The sequence below is a fragment of the Herbaspirillum sp. genome, assembly GCF_017744395.1.
In the GTDB taxonomy this organism is placed as follows: Bacteria; Pseudomonadota; Gammaproteobacteria; order Burkholderiales; family Burkholderiaceae_D; genus Herbaspirillum.
The window spans coordinates 116,163-133,409 of sequence record NZ_JAGIBI010000002.1; the positions used below are offsets into that span (position 1 = coordinate 116,163).

Below are 17,247 nucleotides of genomic sequence, written 5' to 3' on the forward strand. Positions count from 1 at the left end.
GGCTCCGGCAAGGCACCAGGACTTGAAATCAGGAAGCGTGGCGGCGCAGGGGATATGTGCGTTGCCGCGCATGACAGTAAGCGGGTGGGAGCGCGCCTTTGGCATGTCGCAGCAATCCGCCCACACCTATTGATGAAATGAGCCCCACCCCATGAACATGGTTGCGCTGGCCTTGCGCCGCCCATACACCTTCATCGTGATGGCGATGCTGATTGTCCTCGCCACGCCGTTGACCCTGCTCAACATGGCGACCGACATCTTCCCGGAAATCAATATCCCGGTGGTCAGCATCATCTGGAACTACAACGGCCTGTCGGCCCAGGAAATGGGCCAGCGCATCGCCGCGCAGAACGAACGCGGCCTGACCACGGTGGTGAGCGACATCGAGCACATCGAGTCGCAATCGCTGGCCGGCGTTTCCGTGATCAAGGTGTTCTTCCAGCCCAAGGCCAACATCCAGCAGGCCATCGCCCAGGTGGTGGCCTCGGTGCAGTCGCAGGTGCGCCAGCTGCCGCCGGGCATCACGCCGCCGCTGGTGATCAAGTATTCGGCTTCCAGCATTCCGGTGATGCAATTGGCATTGTCTTCGCCGACCTTGCCGGAGCAGACCGTGTTCGACGCCGCCGTGCAGACATTGCGCCCGCAGCTGATCACCATCCCCGGCGTGGCCGTGCCCTATCCCTACGGCGGCAAATCGCGCCTGATCTCGGTCGACCTCGACACGCAAGCCCTGCAGGCGCGCGGGCTGGCGCCGATCGACGTGGTCAACGCGGTCAACACGCAAAACCTGATCCTGCCTTCCGGCACCGCCAAGTTCGGCGCCACCGAATACACGGTCAAGATGAACGGCTCGCCGGAAGCTGTGGCAGGCTTGAACGAACTGCCGGTGCGCACCGCCAACGGCGCCACCATCTACCTGAAGGACGTGGCCAACGTGCGCGACGGCTTCTCGCCGCAGACCAACGTAGTGCGCCAGGACGGCGCGCGCGGCGTCCTGCTGTCGATCCTCAAGAACGGCGGCGCCTCCACGCTGGATATCGTCGCCAACCTGCGCAAGATGCTGCCGCAGGCACAGCAGACCCTGCCGGAAGACGTCAAGATCACGCCGCTGTTCGACCAGTCGCTGTTCGTCAAGGCGGCGGTCGCGGGCGTGATCAGCGAAGCGCTGATCGCCGCCGGCCTGACCGCGGCGATGGTGCTGCTGTTTCTGGGCAACTGGCGCAGCACGCTGATCATCGGCCTGACCATCCCGCTCTCCATCATGGCCGCCATCCTGGCGCTGGCGGCGCTGGGCGAGACGCTCAACCTGATGACGCTGGGCGGCCTGGCGCTGTCGGTGGGCATTCTGGTCGACCAGGCCATCGTCACCATCGAGAACATCGAGCGCCACATGCACCTGGGCAAGCCGCTGCACGACGCCATCATCGTCGGCGCCGGCGAGATCGGCGTGCCGGCCTTCGTCTCCACGCTGTGCATCTGCATCGTGTTCGTGCCGATGTTCTTCCTCTCCGGCGTGGCGCGTTTCCTGTTCGTGCCGCTGGCCGAGGCGGTGGTGTTCGCGATGGTGGCGTCCTACATCCTGTCGCGTACCCTGGTGCCGACGCTGGTGATGCTGCTCATGGGCAGCCACGGCCAGGTCGACAGCGCCAAGAAGAGCCTGCTGCAGCGCGTCTACCTGGCCTTCGACAACCGCTTCGAGCGCGTGCGGCGCGGCTACACGCTGGTGCTGTCGTCGCTGCTGTCGCACCGGCGCCGCTTCGCGCTGGGCTTCCTCGGTTTCTGCCTGCTGTCGTGTTTGCTGTACCCCTTCCTCGGCCGCGACTTCTTCCCCAGTGTCGACGCCGGCCAGTTGCGCTTGCACATGCGCGCACCCACCGGCACCCGCATCGAAGAGACCGCGCGCCTGGCCGACCAGGTCGAGCAGGTGATCCGCGAACTGATTCCCCCGAGCGAACTGGAAACCATCCTCGACAACCTCGGCGTGCCCAACTCCGGCATCAACCTTTCCTACAGCAACGCCGGCACCATCGGCACGCTGGACGGCGAGATGCTGATGGCCTTGAAAGAAGGCCACCGCTCCAGCGAAGAGCTGATGGCGCTGCTGCGCGCGGAATTGCCTAAGCGCTTCCCCGGCGTCGAGTTCTTCTTCCAGCCCGCCGACATCGTCACCCAGATCCTCAACTTCGGCTTGCCGGCCGCCATCGATGTGCAGTTCACCGGCGCCAACATGGAGAAGAATGCCGAGCTGGCCGCCGAGCTGACCAAGAAGATCCGGCAGATTCCCGGCGCCGTCGACGCCCACGTGCACCAGCGCCTGGACGGCCCGGCACTGGACCTGCGCATCGACCGCACGCGCCTGCAGCAGTTCGGCTTGTCGGCCGCCAACGTCGGCCAGAACCTGCTGATCGCGCTGTCTGGCAGTTCGCAGACGCAGCCGGCGTTCTGGCTCAACCCCAACAACGGCGTGGTCTACAGCATCGCCGTGCAGTCGCCGCAGTACACGGTCGATTCGCTGGATGCGCTGCTGAACATTCCGGTCGGCGCCGGCGCCAACGCCGTGTCCAATGCCTCGATCGCCAACGCCAATACGCAATTGCTGGGCAACCTGGTCGATGTGCGCGCCGGGCGCCAGATGGCGATCGCTTCTCGCTACAACATCTCGCCGGCCATCGACGTGTTCGTCAGCGTGCAGGGCACCGACCTGGCCAGCGTGGCCGGCAAGGTGGAAAAGCTGGTGGAAGAGGTCAAGCCCAAACTGCCGCGCGGCAGCCAGGTGGTGATCCGAGGACAGGTGGAAACCATGCAGTCTTCCTTCATCGGCCTGGGCGTCGGCCTGGCGATGGCGATCGTGCTGGTCTACCTGCTGGTGGTGGTCAACTTCCAGTCGTGGATCGATGCCGCCATCATCATCGCCGCGCTGCCGGCGGCGCTGGCCGGCATCGCCTGGATGCTGTTCATCACCGGCACCACGCTGTCGGTGCCGGCGTTGACCGGCGCCATCATGACCATGGGCGTGGCCACCGCCAACAGTATCCTGATCGTGGCGTTCGCGCGCCAGCGCAAGGATGAGGGCGCCACGCCGCTGGCCGCCGCGCTGGAGTCCGGCGCAACCCGCATCCGGCCGGTGCTGATGACGGCGCTGGCGATGATCATCGGCATGATCCCCATGGCGCTGGGCCTGGGCGAAGGCGCCGAACAGAATGCGCCGTTGGGGCGCGCGGTGATCGGCGGCCTGCTGTTCGCCACCGTATCGACACTGTTTTTCGTGCCGGTGGTGTTCGCCGGCGTGCATCAGAGATTGGCCCGCAGGGCGGAGCGGCGTGCATCGCAGCACATCACGCCCGCGCAACAACCGGAGAATTGAGTCATGTCGCAAGAACGCCATTCCGAACTGGGCATCCATGCCCTGCCCGATGAGGGCGAGCTGCTCAAGCGCCAGCAGATGACCAAACGCGCCAGGCTGGTGCTGGTGGTCGTGCTGGTATTGCTGGCGGCCGGCGCTGCCCGCACCATCGCCAGCCGCGTCGTCAACGCGCGCGAACTGCAGGCCGGCACCGCCGAGCGCGCCAAGGTGTTCGTGCGCGTGACCGAAGCCCGCAGCAGCGCCGAAGGCCAGACCCTGGCGCTGCCGGGCACGCTGCAAGGTTTCGTGCAGTCGCCGATCGCGGCGCGCTCCTCCGGCTACCTCAAGCGCTGGTACAAGGACATCGGCAGCGAAGTGAAGAAGGGCGAATTGCTGGCCGAACTGGATACGCCGGAAATCGACCAGCAGCTGTCGCAGGCCGTGGCCGCGCGCGGCCAGGCCGCTTCCAGCATGGAGCTGGCCAAGAGTTCGATGGCGCGCTGGGAAGCGCTGCGCAAGAAGGACGCGGTCTCACAGCAGGAAGTCGATGAACGCCGCAGCGCCTACGCGCAAGCCAATGCCAACCTGGCTGCCGCCGAAGCCAACGTCGAGCGCCTGCGCCAGGTGGAAGGCTTCAAGCGCATCGTCGCGCCGTTCTCCGGCATCATCACGCGCCGCAACGTCGACGTGGGCGACCTGATCGATCCGGGCGCCGGCCGCGCGCTGTTCGTGCTGTCGCAGACTGATCCGCTGCGGGTGTACGTGAACGTGCCGCAGTCTTACGCCAACCTGGTCAAGCCCGGACAGAAGGTGGTCATCACCCAGGCCGAATTGCGCGGCCGCCAGTTCGAAGGCAAGGTGGCGCGCACCGCCGGTTCCATTGACCCCTCCACGCGCGCGATGCAGATCGAGGTGAGCCTGCCCAATGCCGACAACGCCTTGTTGCCGGGCGCGTTCGTGCAGGTGTCTTTGCCGCTCAAGCCCAGCGGCACCTTGCTGGTGTCGGCCGATACATTGATGTTCCGCCGCGACGGCGCGATGGTGGCGGCGGTCGATGCGCAAAACAAGGTGCACCTGAAGAAGGTGAAGGTCGGGCGCAACCTTGGCTTGATGGTGGAGGTGCTGGACGGCCTGGACGGCAATGAACGGCTGATCCTCAATCCATCCGATTCGCTGGCCGAAGGCGACCAGGTGGAAGCGGTCGCGGACAAGCAGGCGCCCGCCGCCGACAAGAAAAAGGCCGCATCGTGACTACCCGTCGCACGCTGATCGCCCTGGCCTGCGCGCTGGCGCTGGCCGGCTGCGCCGCCGGGCCGGATTACAGGAAGCCGGAGATCGACATGCCCGCCGCCTGGGCGCCGGAAGCGCCGTGGCGTCCGGTGCAGCCGCAGGATATGGCCGCGCGCGGCCCTTGGTGGGAGCGCTTCAACGATGCGCAGCTCAACGCCTTGCAGGAGCGCGCACTGGCCGGCAACCAGACGCTGGCGATCGCCGCGGCGCGGCTGTCGCAGGCGCGCGCGCAGCTCAATGTGGCGTCCGCCGGGCAGTATCCGCAAGTGGGCATCAACGCGCGCGCCGCGCGCCAGCGCATTTCCGCCAACCGCCCGCTGACCAATTACAACTCGCCCAACTATGCGACGGTGCAGAACGATTTCGCGCTGGGCCTGAACGTCAGCTATGAGCTCGACCTGTTCGGCCGCGTGCAGCGTTCGGTGGAAGGCGCGGCGGCATCGGCGCAGCAGGCCGCGGCCGACTTCGAGAACACCCGCCTGCTGCTCACGGCCGAACTTGCCAGCAATTATTTCAACCTGCGCGAGCTGGACATCGAGCTCGATGTGGTCACGCGCGCCATTGCGCTGCAACGCCGCGCGCTGGAACTGGCGACGGCGCGCCATGACCTCGGCGCCACTTCCGGTCTCGACGTGGCCCAGCAGCAGGCATTGCTGGACAGTACGCTGACCCAGGTCGACATCCTGGGCAAGCAACGCGCGCAGTACGAGCACGCCATCGCCACCCTGACCGGCACGCCGGCGCCAGGCTTTTCGATTGCGCCGTCGACCGCGGCCATCGCCTTCCCGGCGATTCCGCCGGGCGTGCCGTCGGACCTGCTGGAGCGCCGCCCCGACATCGCTTCCGCCGAGCGCGCCATGGCCGCCGCCAACGCGCAGATCGGCGTGGCCAGTGCGGCCTTCTATCCGAGCTTCATGCTGCAGCCCGCCTACGGCGTCGACAGCCGCAACTGGGCGACGCTGTTCAATGCGCCCAGCGTGCTGTGGTCGCTGGGCGTGTCGGCCACGCAAAGCCTGTTCGACGCCGGCCGCCTGCGCGCCGGCGTGGATTTCACCAAGGCCGGCTACGAAGCCGCGGTCGCTTCCTACAAGCGCACCGTGCTGACCGCGATGCAGGAAGTGGAAGACGGCATCACCGGCATCGCTTCTCTGGACCGCGCCCATGCGCAATCGCAAGCCGCCATCGCCAGCGCGCGCCGGGTGCTGGAACTGGCCGACAGCCGCTACGAAGGCGGCGTCAGCCCCTATCTCGACGTCATCACCGCGCAGCAGGCCTTGCTCAACAGCGAGCGGCAGGCGGCGCAGTTGATGGGGCAGCGCTTGCTGGTATCGGTCTTCCTGTTCAAGGCGCTGGGCGGCGACTGGCATGAGCGGCGCGAGGGAGAGCTGCCGTCGCAAGCCGTGAACCGGTGACGCGGATCATCGGGGCCAGCCCTGCCGGGGGTTTCCTGCGTGGCAATATTGATTTATTGATAAGGTGCTGTTGCTACCATTTCTGACGCCATTGACAGCTTGCTGACAGCTTCGTGGAAAAAATGCCCGTCAACGGCGCAATTGCTGGCTAAACCCCTCTGTTCTTGCCGATATGGGCGGTCGCGCCGCTGCCTAAAATTGGGATGAATTTTTGTGAGAATCTCCAATCCGAGGGCACCATGAACTGGTTCTATAATCTGAAGATCGCCAGAAAACTGATCCTTTCCTTTGCCGTCGTGATCGCACTGACGGTCGTCCTGGGCGGTTTCGCCATCCGCCAGCTCAGCGCGGTCAACCAGGCCTCTACCGATATCGCGAAGAACTGGCTGCCGACCATCAAGGCCGCGCTGGCCATCCAGGCATCGCTGCCGCGCATGCGCATTTCCCAATTGCAGATGGTGACCGCCAACCAGGACAGCGACCGGGAAGACGCCGACAAGGCCATCAAATCGCGCCTCGACATCCTTGCCAAGCAGCGTGCCGCCTATGAAGCCTTGATTTCCGAGCCGGAAGAAAAAAGCATCTACGACCAGTTCAGCAAAACCTTCGCGGCCTATCTCGATGTCGACAAGCAGCTCAAGGCCTTGGCCACCTCCGGCAAGGAAGAGGAGGCGCGGACGCTGTTCAAGGGCGAGTCGAACAAGCTGTTCCGCACGATGAACGAGCAGCTGGACGGCATCGTCAAGGTCAACGACGCCGGCAGCACGCGTTCCGACAAGAGCGCCACGGACATGTACGAGGCGGCCAAGCTATGGATCGGCGGCCTGCTGGCGGCGGTCGTGGTGATCGCTTTCGGGCTGGCCATCAGCGTCGCGCGCATCGTCTCGCGGCCGCTGGGCGATGCCGTCGAAGTCGCCCAGCGCGTGGCCCAGGGCGACCTGACGGTGGATATCCGAGCCACGGGCACCGACGAAACCGGCCAGCTGATGCATTCCCTCAAGGCCATGAACGACAGCCTGCAAAAGATCGTCGGCGAAGTGCGCACCGGCACCGATACCATCACCACCGCATCATCGGAAATCGCCACCGGCAACCTCGACCTGTCCTCGCGCACGGAAGAGCAGGCCAGCTCGCTGGAAGAAACCGCTTCGGCCATGGAAGAGCTCACTTCCACCGTCAAGCAGAACGCCGACAATGCGCGCCAGGCCAACCAGCTGGCGGTGTCGGCATCCGAGATCGCCAGCCAGGGCGGCAGCGTGGTGGGCCAGGTGGTGGAAACCATGGGCTCGATCAACGAGTCTTCGCGCAAGATCGTCGACATCATCAGCGTGATCGACGGCATCGCCTTCCAGACCAACATCCTGGCGCTGAACGCGGCGGTGGAAGCCGCGCGCGCCGGCGAACAAGGGCGTGGCTTCGCCGTGGTGGCATCCGAAGTGCGTTCGCTGGCGCAGCGCTCGGCTGCCGCCGCCAAGGAAATCAAGCAGCTGATCGACGATTCGGTGGGCAAGGTCGACGCCGGCAGCGTCCTGGTCGAGCAGGCCGGCAACACCATGAGCGAGATCGTCAGCAGCGTGCGGCGCGTGACCGACGTGGTCAGTGAAATCACCGCGGCCACGCAGGAACAGAGCACCGGCATCGAAGAGATCAACCGCGCCATCACGCAGATGGACGAAGTCACACAGCAGAACGCCGCGCTCGTGGAGCAAGCGGCCGCCGCCGCGCAGTCGCTGCAGGACCAGGCCGGCCGTTTGCAGGAAGTGGTCAGCGTGTTCAAGCTCAAGCGCTGACCCGAGGGCTTTCCAAACAAAAAACGCGCCGATGACGGCGCGTTTTTTACATCAGCTTCAGGCGCCGTCCGGAATCTCCGGATCCACCAGTTGCGCCAGCAACTGCAGGGATTCCTGCCAGCCGGCGTAACAGAACTCCAGCGGAATCGCCGGCGGGATGCCTTCCTGCACGATGTTGAGTTCGCTGCCGGTGAGCACCGGGCGGATCGTCACCGTCACCTTCATTTCGCCGGGCAGGTCGGGATTATCGAACTTGTCGGTGTAGACGATGCGCTCACCGGGCACCAGCTCGATATACGTGCCGCCGAAGGATTGCGAACTGCCGGTGCTGAAATTGGTGAACGACATCTTGTGCGAGCCGCCCACGCGCGCATCCATGTGATGCACCTTGGCGGTGAAGCCATGCGGCGGCAGCCATTTCACCATCGCATCGGGATCGAGGAAGGCGCGGTAGACGCGCTCGGGTTTGGCGCGCAGGACGCGGTGCAGGCGGACGGTATTGGGCGTATTCATGGGTGTCTCCTTCTTTGGGGGAAAACAATGCGGCCGATCAGCCCACTGCTGAGCTGCTCATGCCGGTTGATGGCAAACAGCTTCCACATTATGCCTGTCCGGGGCCGGGATGAAAGCGCGCCCAGATGCCGGGCGCACCATTGTCGCGGCCCCCGGCCCGCCCCTTTTTTGCGATCCGCTGTCCGTTGCGCAATCCTTGCCGACTTCCCCTATCATTTCGCTTTCCTCCCACCAGCTTGCCTGCCATGTCTTCCTTCGAATTTTCCTTTCCCCGCCATGTGGTCGTGATCGGCGCCGGCGCCGTCGGCCTGATGAGCGCCATCCATGCGCTCGACCAGGGGCTGCAGGTGACGCTGCTGGACTTCAACGAAGCCGGCAGCGAAGAGGCGTCGAGCTACGGCAACGCCGGCTGGCTGTCGTCGCATTCGGTGATCCCGCCGGTGGAGCCGGGGATGTGGAAGAAGGTGCCGGGTTACCTGGCCGATCCGCTGGGGCCGCTGTCGATACGCTGGCGTTATTTGCCGAAGCTGATGCCGTGGCTGCTGCGCAATCTGGCCAGCGCGCGGCGCGAGCGCATCCGCGCCACGGCGCGCGCCTTGCGTTCGCTGGTGGCCGATGCCCGGTTGCTGCACCTGGAAGTGGCGCAACGCGCCGGCGTCGGCCATCTGATCGATACCTCGGGCGTGCTGCATGTCTATCGCTCCCGCCGGCAGTTCGAGGCCGACAATTTCGGCTGGGGGGTGCGGCGCGAACTCGGCATCGGCTGGACGGAGCTGGAAGGGGACGCGCTGCGCGCGCGCGAACCGGATCTGGATCCGGCGTTCGGGTTCGCCGTGCATGTGGATGAGGCCGGCCATTGCAAGAACCCCGGCGCCTACATGCAGGCGCTGGATACCTATGCGCGCGCACGCGGAGCACGCCGGGTACAGGGGCGGGCCACCGGGTTCCGTATCGAAGAGGGCCGGCTCAAGGCGGTGCTGACCGAGGCGGGGGAGATGGTCTGCGACGCCGCCGTGATCTCGGCCGGCGCCCGTTCCAGGCAACTGGCCGCCGCCGCCGGCGACCGCGTGCAGTTGGTGAGCGAGCGCGGCTACCACGCCAGCATCGCCGGCCACGAGTGGCAGGCCACCGCGCACACGCCGATGATGGTGTCCGAATTCAAGATAATCGCCACCCAGATGGAAGGCGGGCTGCGCATCGCCGGCCAGGTCGAGTTCGCCTCGTTCGAGGCCGCGCCCGACTGGCGGCGCGGCGAGATCATGCGCGACATCGCGCTGAAGATGTTCCCCGGCCTGCCGCGCCAGCTGCCGGCGCCAGATGTCAAATTCTGGCTGGGCCGCCGCCCCAGCACGCCCGACGGCAAGCCCTGCATCGGCTACGCGACGGCCAGCCGGGACATCGTCCATGCCTATGGCCATGGCCATATCGGCCTGGGGTGTTCGGCGCGCACCGGGCGCATCGTGGCGCAATTGCTGGCGGGGCAAGCGCCGGAGATCGATCTCGCACCGTTCAGCGCGCAGCGCTTCTGATGGCTATCCGAATGAAATATTCTGCGCCGCCATAAGAGTGGTGCGCACGCCATACGCACCCAGGCGCGACAGGGTCGTATTGTGGTGAGCAATGATTTGCGCCGCCTCCAGCACGCCGTCGCCGGCGGTGGTGTGGGCATCGTCCGCCAGCGTCACCGGATAGCCCAGCGCCAGCGCGCGGCGCACGGTGGATTCGACGCAGAACTCGGTTTGCATGCCGCACACCACCAAGTGCGAGATATGCCGCATCTTCAGCATCGATTGCAGTTCGGTCTGGTGGAACGCATCCGAACCGCGCTTGCGCAGCATCACATCCTGTGGCGCGGTTTCCAGCCCTTGCACCAGTTGCCAGCCGGTGCTGCCGTGCGCCATCTCCCCGTTATCCTCATGCTGCACGCAGATGACCGGCACATCGGCGGCGCGCGCCCGCTGCGACAGCAGGTTGATGGCGGCGATCACGCGCGCGGGTTCGGCGACGGCATCCGGGCCGGCGCACAAGGCGTGCTGGACATCGATGATGAGCAAGGCGGTGGGCATGGCAATGTCTGGAAGGCGTTGTTGGGACCGTACCGATAGTAACGGATTCGGCCCCGCCGCGTGCCTGCCTTCATTGCGCCAGATGGTCGCGCAGGTGCCTGCCGCGGTATTGCCTGCGGAACGATCCGCGCCGTTGCAGCTCCGGCACCACCTTGCCGGCGAAGTCGTCGAAGCCGTATGGCAGGTGCGAGGGCGAGATGACGAAGCCGTCGGCGCCGCCCTGTTCGACGATATGTTCCAGCCAGTCGGCGATATCGGCCGCCGTGCCCGCGACCTGCGGCGTTAGCACCCCTTGCGCGTAGAGGCGGCCGGCGTCGGCCAGGGTGAGCTGCCGCTCGGCCGAGATTTCCCTGAGCAGCTTGAACAGGCCCTGGATACCGCCGACCTGGACATCGCCGATGGGCGCGTCCAGCGCATAGGCGGAGAAGTCCACGTTCATGTGGCTGGACAAGGTCGACAGCCCCACTAGCGGATCGGCCAGGGCGTTGGCTTCTTCACGTAATTGCTCGGCGTGCGCGCGCGACTGGCCGACGAAGGGCATCACGGCGGAGAGGATCTTGATGTCTTGCGGCCGGCGGCCGAACTTGCCGGCGCGGCCCTTGAGGTCGTCGTAGAAGCGCTGCATGCGCGCCAGGTCGGGCTGGATGTTGAACACCACTTCGGCCCAGCGCGCGGCGAAGTCCTGGCCGCGGTCGGAGGAGCCGGCCTGGATGATCACCGGGCTGTGCTGCGGCGATGCCGGAATGTTGAGCGGCCCGCGCACGTTGAAGTGCGTGCCGGCGTGGTCGATGGCGCCGACCTTGCCGGCATCGGCATAGCGGCCGTCGGCGGACAGCTGCAAGGCATCCGGCTGCCAGCTGCGCCACAGCTTGTGCGCGACGTCTAGGAATTCGTCGGCGCGGTCGTAGCGCACGTCGTGCGGCAGCGTTTCCTTCAGGCCGAAGTTGTCGGCCTCGCCCTGGTTGACCGAGGTCACCACGTTCCAGGCGGCGCGTCCGCCCGAAAGATGGTCCAGCGTGGCGAATTCGCGCGCTAGGCTGTAGGGCTGCGAGTAGGTGGTGGAACGCGTGGCGCCCAGGCCGATGCGTTCGGTGACCGCCGCCAGCGCGCCCAGGATGGGCAACGGGTCCAGCCGCGTGGCGTCCTGGTCGCCGACGGCGATGCCGTGGCGGTGGCTCTCGCCGTAGCGCGTCGACACCGCCAGGCGGTCGGCGAAGAACAGCAGGTCGAAATTGGCGCGTTCCAGCGTCTGCGCGATATGGCGGTAATAGTCCAGCTGCAGGAAGCCGCCGGGACTGCTCTGCGGATGCCGCCACAGCGCCTGGCTGTGGGCGGCGTTGCCGGCGATCAGGAAGGCGGCGAGATGCATGGCTCAAACGAGGACTTCAGGATAGACCTTGTCCTGCACCCGCACCGAGCTCTTGAGCAGGCCCAGCTTGAGGAAGGCATCGGCGATCTGCTGCTGTTCGGCGACGATGCCGGCGTCGACCGCCACCGTGGTGTAGTTGCGGCGTTCGGTGGCCAGCTTCAGCACCTTGGCGTCCACACCCAGTTGCGGCGCCAGCAGGTCGGCGGTTTCCTGCGGATGCGCCTGGGTCCAGGCGTTGGCCTTCTTCAGTTCGGCGAACAGCGTGCGCACGATGTCCTTGTTCTGGTCGACGAACTTCGGCACGGCCAGGTGGAAGGTGCGGTTGTTGGAGAGCCCGCTGCCGTCGCGCAGGATGCGCGGGCGGCTGGTGATCTCCTGGCCGGCCAGGAACGGATCCCACAGCGTGGCGGCGTCGACGTTGCCGGATTGGAACGCCGCGCGCACATCGGCCGCGTTGGTGACGTAGACCGGTTCGATGTCGTTGTAGCTCAGGCCGACTTCTTCCAGCGCCTTGAGCAGCAGGAACTGCACGTTCCAGCCGCGCCCGGTGGCGACCTTCTTGCCCTTGAGGTCCTTCACCGTGCGGATCGGCGAATCCTGGGCGACGAAGATGGCGATGCCCTTGGGATACGGCTGTTCCGCGCCGAGGTAGACCGCGTTCACGCCCGAGGCGTTGGCGAATACCGACGGCGTATCGGCGGCGTGGCCGAAGTCGATGGCATTGGCATTGAGCGCTTCGGTCAGTTGCGGGCCGGCTGCAAACTCGAACCATTTGACCGACCAGCCGCGCGGCTGCAGCGCCTGCTCCAGCCTGCCGGTGCCTTTGAGGATATTGAGCGTGTTGAATTTCTGGTAGCCGATGCGCAAGACCTTGTCCTGCGCGGCCCGCACCAGCGGCGCGCCGCCGGCCAGCGCGCCGGCCGCCAGGCCTTGCAGCAGCAGGCGCCGTTTGAGATTGTGTTGTTCGCCGTCCATGGCTTTCCCCCTTCTGCGATCCAAAAGGAAGCAGCTTAGGGAGGTAGCGGCCGGGGTGGAAGGAACAATTCCGCAGTTGCAAATGCGGAATTGTTTGTAGCCGGACCGGCAATGCTTTTCCGGCCATTTCCTGTCATTTTTCGTCATTTATTGCCTGCATGCCACTGCGGCAATTTGTCCCATTGCCGGGAGGCTCGGGTATTTTTAAAATGGCGGTTCTTCATCGCATCCCTTCTTTTCCCATGACCGCATTGTTCGACCGCGTGGAAGCATTCGTGCGCAAGGCTTCAGGATGGCACATCGTGCTGGCCCTGCTGCTGGTGTGCGGCCTGCTGTGCTGGGCGGTCTGGGTATGGGCCACCGGCGAGGGCCGGGTGCCGTTCGCCATGTTCGACTTCTGCATCACGCCGCCGGCAGCCGCCGGAAAATAAACGTCGTCAGCCGTTAAAATGGGCGCTCGTTTTGCTGACGAGGCCGCATGCGCTCCCCATCCGCCACTTCCCGTTCTTCCGTCCGTTTCCAACCGCGCCTGACGCTGCAAACGCTCACGCGCGGCGACGGCGTGCTCGGCATGCGCGCGCACGGCCTGTTCGGCCCGCGTGGCGGCATGGTGACGGTGGCGCAGATCGACTGGGTGTACGGCGAAGGCGCCGGGCGCTGGAGCATGCCGGCACCGGTGCGCTTCGAAGACGAAGGAGGCGCCGGCTATACGCCGGCGCATGTGGTGCGCGACGTGCCGGCCGAAACGGCCGCCCTCGAACTGATCCGCGAACTGGGTTTCCTGCCGCTGCGCGAAGATGCCTTGCAATGGCGCGCGCACAATCCCCTGCACGATGCCGGCCCGTTGTGGACGCTGGTGCAGGAAGCTTCCTTCGGCGACTTCTGGGCCGACCAGGCGCCGCGCCTGCAGCGGCTCGGCTGGCAACTGGTGGTCAGGCCCGGCTTCGCGCATGAGAGCGTGCCGGTCACCGCCTGGCGTTTCATCGTCAGCAGCGAGACCGGCGAAGTACTGGGCAAGGAAGTGGCCGCGCCCTTGCAGCCGCGCGCGTTTTCGAGCGAGGTATTCAGCGGCCTCGATCCGTCCGGGCGCTGGCTGCTGGCCATTGGCATCGAGGTCGACGGCGAGAACATGGACGTCGGCCCGATGGTGGCCGACCTGTTGCGGCGCGACCCGCGCTGGGCCGATGCGCAGCAAGTCGAAAAGATGGACGACCACGCCGTGATCTCGCTGCGCGCCCCGGGCGGGCGCCGCATCGATGCCATGGCCGGACCATTGAAGGCGGTGGTGCTGGCGCTGCTCGATTTGCTGGGCGACCTCAAGCGCAAAGAGGGGCCGCTGAAACTGACGCCGTGGGACGCTCACCGGCTCGATGCCATCCATGGCGCGCTGCTGAACCTGGACGGCGGCGCGCCCTGGCATATGAGCGGCGAAGCCGGCGTGCTGCAACTGGCGCGGCGGTTGCGCGAGGCCGGCGCGGTGCGTAGCATCGACGCGCCGCAGGGATTGGGCATCGCGCTGCGCGGCTACCAGCTGCAAGGTGTGGCCTGGCTGCAATACCTGCGTGAACAGGGGTTGGCCGGCATCCTCGCCGACGACATGGGCTTGGGCAAGACCGCACAGGTGCTGGCACACATGCTCATCGAAAAGCAGGCCGGCCGGCTCGACCTGCCGGCGCTGGTGGTGGTGCCGACTTCGCTGCTGTTCAACTGGCAGCAGGAGGCGCAGCGCATCGCGCCGGACTTGCGTGTGCTGGCGCTGCACGGCGAAGGCCGTGCACGGCATATCGAAGCCATCGGCAATGGCGAGGCCGACCTGGTGCTGACCACCTATCCCTTGTTATGGCGCGACTTGGGCGAACTGACCCGCTTGCGTTTCCATCTGCTGGTGCTGGACGAAGCGCAAACGGTGAAGAACGCCGCTTCGCGCAGCGCCGCCGCCGCGCGCAGGCTGCACGCGCGCCACCGCATCTGCATGACCGGCACGCCGCTGGAAAACCATCTGGGCGAGCTGTGGACGCAATTCCATTTCCTGATGCCGGGCTTCCTCGGCGACGCGCGCAGTTTTTCGCGCTTGTGGCGCAAGCCCATCGAAGAGCAGGGCCAGACCGTGCGCGCACGCTTGCTGGCGCAGCGCGTGCGTCCCTTCATCCTGCGCCGGCGCAAGGAGGATGTGCTGCAGGAACTGCCGCCGCGCACTGAGATCATCGAACGGCTGCAATTGCAGGGACGCCAGCGCGAGCTGTACGAGAGCGTGCGCATCGCCGCCGACAAGCAGGTCAGGCGCGCGCTGCAGCGCCGCGGCTTGTCCGGCTCGCACGTGACGGTGATGGATGCGCTGCTGAAGTTGCGCCAGGTCTGTTGCGATCCGTACCTGCTCAAGGACGGCCGCATGCCCAAGGGCATCGAGCGCGCCAAGATCGAACTGCTGCGCGGCATGCTGCCGGCGCTGGTGGCGGAAGGGCGGCGCATCCTGGTGTTTTCGCAATTCACGGCGATGCTGGCGCTGATCGAAGCCGAGCTGCGCGAACTCGGCTTGCCCTGGCTCTCGCTGACGGGCGACACCGAACCCGCCGCGCGCGGCGCCGTGATCGCGCAATTCCAGGCGCAACAGGCGCCGCTGTTCCTGATCAGCCTCAAGGCCGGCGGCGTCGGCCTGAACCTGACCGCGGCCGACACGGTGGTGCTGGTCGATCCCTGGTGGAACCCGGCGGTGGAAGAACAGGCCATCGCCCGCGCGCACCGCCTGGGGCAGACGCAGCAGGTGTTCGTCTACAAGCTGGTGGTGGAGGGCAGCATCGAGGAACGGCTGCTGGAACTGCAGGCGCGCAAGTCGGCGCTGGCCGAAGGCGTGTTGGGGCGCGACGATGCGCAGGCGGTCAAGTTCGGCGAGGAAGAGCTGCAGGCATTGCTGGCGCCGCTGGGGATGGGCATACGGGAGAAAGTGGCGGAGATGCCGGCCCGTTCGTTGACTGCGGATGTGTGGGACGGCGTGTCCTGAAAACGGCCGCTACAGTTCGGATACTTCTTCCAACCCCTTCCTCTCCGCATCCACCGCAAACTTCAGCGCGCATAATCCAGCCGCTATCGCCAGCGCCGCGCCCAGCGCATATCCCCCCGCCACCGCATGCCGGTCGCCGCCGGCGATCAGGCGGCCGAACAGCGCCGGCGCGATGAAGCCGCCGGTGCCGGTGCCCACCGCGTAGAAGATGGCGATCGCCAGCGCCCGCATCTGCAATGGGAACACTTCGCTGGCCGTGAGATAGGCCGAGCTGGCGGCTGCCGAGGCGACGAAGAACACCGCGCTCCAGCACAGCGCCAGCGTCAGCGCGTTGAGCAGCCCGGCATCGAAGGCCCACGCGGTGGCCGCCAGGCCGATGCCCGACAGCAGGTAAGTGGCGGCGATCATGCGGCGCCGGCCCAGGCTGTCGAACAGGTGGCCCAGCAGGAGCGGCCCCAGCACGTTGCCCAGCGCGAACGGGAAGATGTAGAGCGCCACGCGGTTGTCCGGCACCTGGTAGAAGCGCGTGAGCACCAGCCCATAGGTAAAGAAGATGGCGTTGTAGACGAAGGCCTGCGCCACCATCATCAGCACCACCATCATGCTGCGCGTGCGGTAACGGCGCAGCAGCACGTGCGCGATGGCGCCGAGGCCCGGCATGCCGCCGCCGGCCCGGTGCGCGTGGCGCACGGTTGCGATCGCCGGCAGCGCGCCATGTTCGGCGGCGACCTGGGCTTCGATGCCGGCCACCACCTGTTCGGCTTGCGCGCGCTTGCCGTGCATCAACAGCCAGCGCGGGCTTTCCGGCACGTGGCGGCGCACCAGGACGATGGCCGCGGCCAGCACCGCGCCCAGCAGGAAACAGGCGCGCCAGCCGTCGGCCGGCCCCAGCGCGCGCTCGTCGAGGATCAGCAGCGATAGGCCCGCGCCCAGTGCCGCGCCGATCCAGAAGCTGGCGTTGATGATGAGGTTCACGCGGCCGCGCACGCGCGCCGGCACCAGCTCATCGATGGCGGAATTGATAGCGGCGTATTCGCCGCCGATGCCCAGGCCGGTGACGAAGCGGCACAGGGCCAGTGACGCGAAACCGGTGGAAAAGGCGGTGGCCAGCGTGGCCAGCATGTAGACCGCCAGCGTGACCATGAACAGCCGCTTGCGGCCCAGCTTGTCGGTCAGGCGGCCGAACAGCAGCGCGCCCGCTACGGCGCCGCCGATGTAGAGCGAGCCGGCCCAGCCGACCTGGACGGCATCCAGCGCCAGCGTGTCGGGCCGCTCCAGCACGCTGCCGAGGGAGCCGGCCAGCGTCACTTCCAACCCATCCAGTATCCACGCCACGCCCAATGCGGCCACGACGCGCCAATGCCAGCGCGACCATGGCAGGCGGTCGAGGCGGGCGGGGATGTCGCTGGCCGCAGTCATGCTGGTCTCCTGTTTTTCTTGGCCGGTTCAAGCCAGACAGGCAGTGCGCATGCGCGGTTCCCGGTCGGCGCA

The 17,247-nt window shown here is 66.5% G+C and carries 12 protein-coding genes; 7 read left to right on the plus strand and 5 right to left on the minus strand.

Annotation, left to right across the window (positions count from 1 at the left end; all coding sequences use genetic code 11):
• Positions 1–151: 151 nt before the first annotated feature.
• The 4 genes from J7548_RS06390 (at position 152) to J7548_RS06405 (ending at position 7,835) form a co-directional block, all read left to right on the plus strand.
• Positions 152–3,364, plus strand: a complete 3,213-nt coding sequence (locus J7548_RS06390) for an efflux RND transporter permease subunit (RefSeq protein ID WP_290971954.1) — start codon at positions 152–154, stop codon at positions 3,362–3,364.
• Between the two features lie 3 nt (positions 3,365–3,367).
• The gene (locus J7548_RS06395; protein ID WP_290971956.1) at positions 3,368–4,594 is read left to right on the plus strand and encodes an efflux RND transporter periplasmic adaptor subunit; all 1,227 of its coding nucleotides are present in this window, start codon (positions 3,368–3,370) and stop codon (positions 4,592–4,594) included.
• Entirely contained in the window at positions 4,591–6,045 is a 1,455-nt protein-coding gene (locus J7548_RS06400; protein ID WP_290971958.1) for an efflux transporter outer membrane subunit, read from the plus strand. Before J7548_RS06395 ends, J7548_RS06400 begins: the two co-directional genes overlap by 4 nt.
• Before the next feature lie 239 nt (positions 6,046–6,284).
• Complete coding sequence (locus J7548_RS06405; RefSeq protein WP_290971962.1) at positions 6,285–7,835, plus strand: methyl-accepting chemotaxis protein; 1,551 nt, start codon at positions 6,285–6,287, stop codon at positions 7,833–7,835.
• Between the two features lie 57 nt (positions 7,836–7,892).
• Here the strand turns inward: J7548_RS06405 and J7548_RS06410 are convergent, their stop codons facing one another.
• On the minus strand, positions 7,893–8,348 hold the full coding sequence (locus tag J7548_RS06410) for an SRPBCC family protein (RefSeq protein ID WP_290971965.1): 456 nt from the start codon (positions 8,346–8,348) through the stop codon (positions 7,893–7,895).
• A 245-nt stretch (positions 8,349–8,593) separates the two neighbouring features.
• Here J7548_RS06410 and J7548_RS06415 point away from each other — a divergent pair, with 245 nt between their 5' ends.
• Complete coding sequence (locus tag J7548_RS06415; protein WP_290971967.1) at positions 8,594–9,877, plus strand: FAD-binding oxidoreductase; 1,284 nt, start codon at positions 8,594–8,596, stop codon at positions 9,875–9,877.
• A gap of 3 nt (positions 9,878–9,880) precedes the next feature.
• On the opposite strand, the gene J7548_RS06420 is transcribed toward J7548_RS06415, so the two are convergent.
• From J7548_RS06420 to J7548_RS06430, 3 genes are all read right to left on the minus strand, one after another.
• The gene (locus J7548_RS06420; protein ID WP_290971970.1) at positions 9,881–10,414 is read right to left on the minus strand and encodes a cysteine hydrolase family protein; all 534 of its coding nucleotides are present in this window, start codon (positions 10,412–10,414) and stop codon (positions 9,881–9,883) included.
• 70 nt (positions 10,415–10,484) lie between these two features.
• Complete coding sequence (locus J7548_RS06425) at positions 10,485–11,783, minus strand: LLM class flavin-dependent oxidoreductase (RefSeq protein WP_290971973.1); 1,299 nt, start codon at positions 11,781–11,783, stop codon at positions 10,485–10,487.
• 3 nt (positions 11,784–11,786) lie between these two features.
• Positions 11,787–12,758 (minus strand): aliphatic sulfonate ABC transporter substrate-binding protein, encoded by a 972-nt coding sequence (locus tag J7548_RS06430; RefSeq protein ID WP_290971976.1) that lies wholly within the window; start codon positions 12,756–12,758, stop codon positions 11,787–11,789.
• A gap of 242 nt (positions 12,759–13,000) precedes the next feature.
• Here J7548_RS06430 and J7548_RS06435 point away from each other — a divergent pair, with 242 nt between their 5' ends.
• Complete coding sequence (locus J7548_RS06435) at positions 13,001–13,189, plus strand: metallothio multi-domain protein (RefSeq protein WP_290971979.1); 189 nt, start codon at positions 13,001–13,003, stop codon at positions 13,187–13,189.
• 47 nt (positions 13,190–13,236) lie between these two features.
• Positions 13,237–15,756, plus strand: a complete 2,520-nt coding sequence (locus J7548_RS06440; RefSeq protein WP_290971982.1) for a DEAD/DEAH box helicase — start codon at positions 13,237–13,239, stop codon at positions 15,754–15,756.
• A gap of 9 nt (positions 15,757–15,765) precedes the next feature.
• Here J7548_RS06440 and J7548_RS06445 read toward each other — a convergent pair whose 3' ends face one another.
• On the minus strand, positions 15,766–17,175 hold the full coding sequence (locus J7548_RS06445; protein ID WP_290971985.1) for an MFS transporter: 1,410 nt from the start codon (positions 17,173–17,175) through the stop codon (positions 15,766–15,768).
• Between the last annotated feature and the right edge of the window lie 72 nt (positions 17,176–17,247).

Coding starts and splice junctions, on each gene's coding strand:
- J7548_RS06390 (WP_290971954.1), top strand. CDS start 152: ATGAACATGGTTGCGCTGGCCTTGCGCCGCCCATACACCTTCATCGTG.
- J7548_RS06395 (WP_290971956.1), top strand. CDS start 3,368: ATGTCGCAAGAACGCCATTCCGAACTGGGCATCCATGCCCTGCCCGAT.
- J7548_RS06405 (WP_290971962.1), top strand. CDS start 6,285: ATGAACTGGTTCTATAATCTGAAGATCGCCAGAAAACTGATCCTTTCC.
- J7548_RS06410 (WP_290971965.1), bottom strand. CDS start 8,348: ATGAATACGCCCAATACCGTCCGCCTGCACCGCGTCCTGCGCGCCAAA.
- J7548_RS06415 (WP_290971967.1), top strand. CDS start 8,594: ATGTCTTCCTTCGAATTTTCCTTTCCCCGCCATGTGGTCGTGATCGGC.
- J7548_RS06420 (WP_290971970.1), bottom strand. CDS start 10,414: ATGCCCACCGCCTTGCTCATCATCGATGTCCAGCACGCCTTGTGCGCC.
- J7548_RS06425 (WP_290971973.1), bottom strand. CDS start 11,783: ATGCATCTCGCCGCCTTCCTGATCGCCGGCAACGCCGCCCACAGCCAG.
- J7548_RS06430 (WP_290971976.1), bottom strand. CDS start 12,758: ATGGACGGCGAACAACACAATCTCAAACGGCGCCTGCTGCTGCAAGGC.
- J7548_RS06435 (WP_290971979.1), top strand. CDS start 13,001: ATGACCGCATTGTTCGACCGCGTGGAAGCATTCGTGCGCAAGGCTTCA.
- J7548_RS06440 (WP_290971982.1), top strand. CDS start 13,237: ATGCGCTCCCCATCCGCCACTTCCCGTTCTTCCGTCCGTTTCCAACCG.
- J7548_RS06445 (WP_290971985.1), bottom strand. CDS start 17,175: ATGACTGCGGCCAGCGACATCCCCGCCCGCCTCGACCGCCTGCCATGG.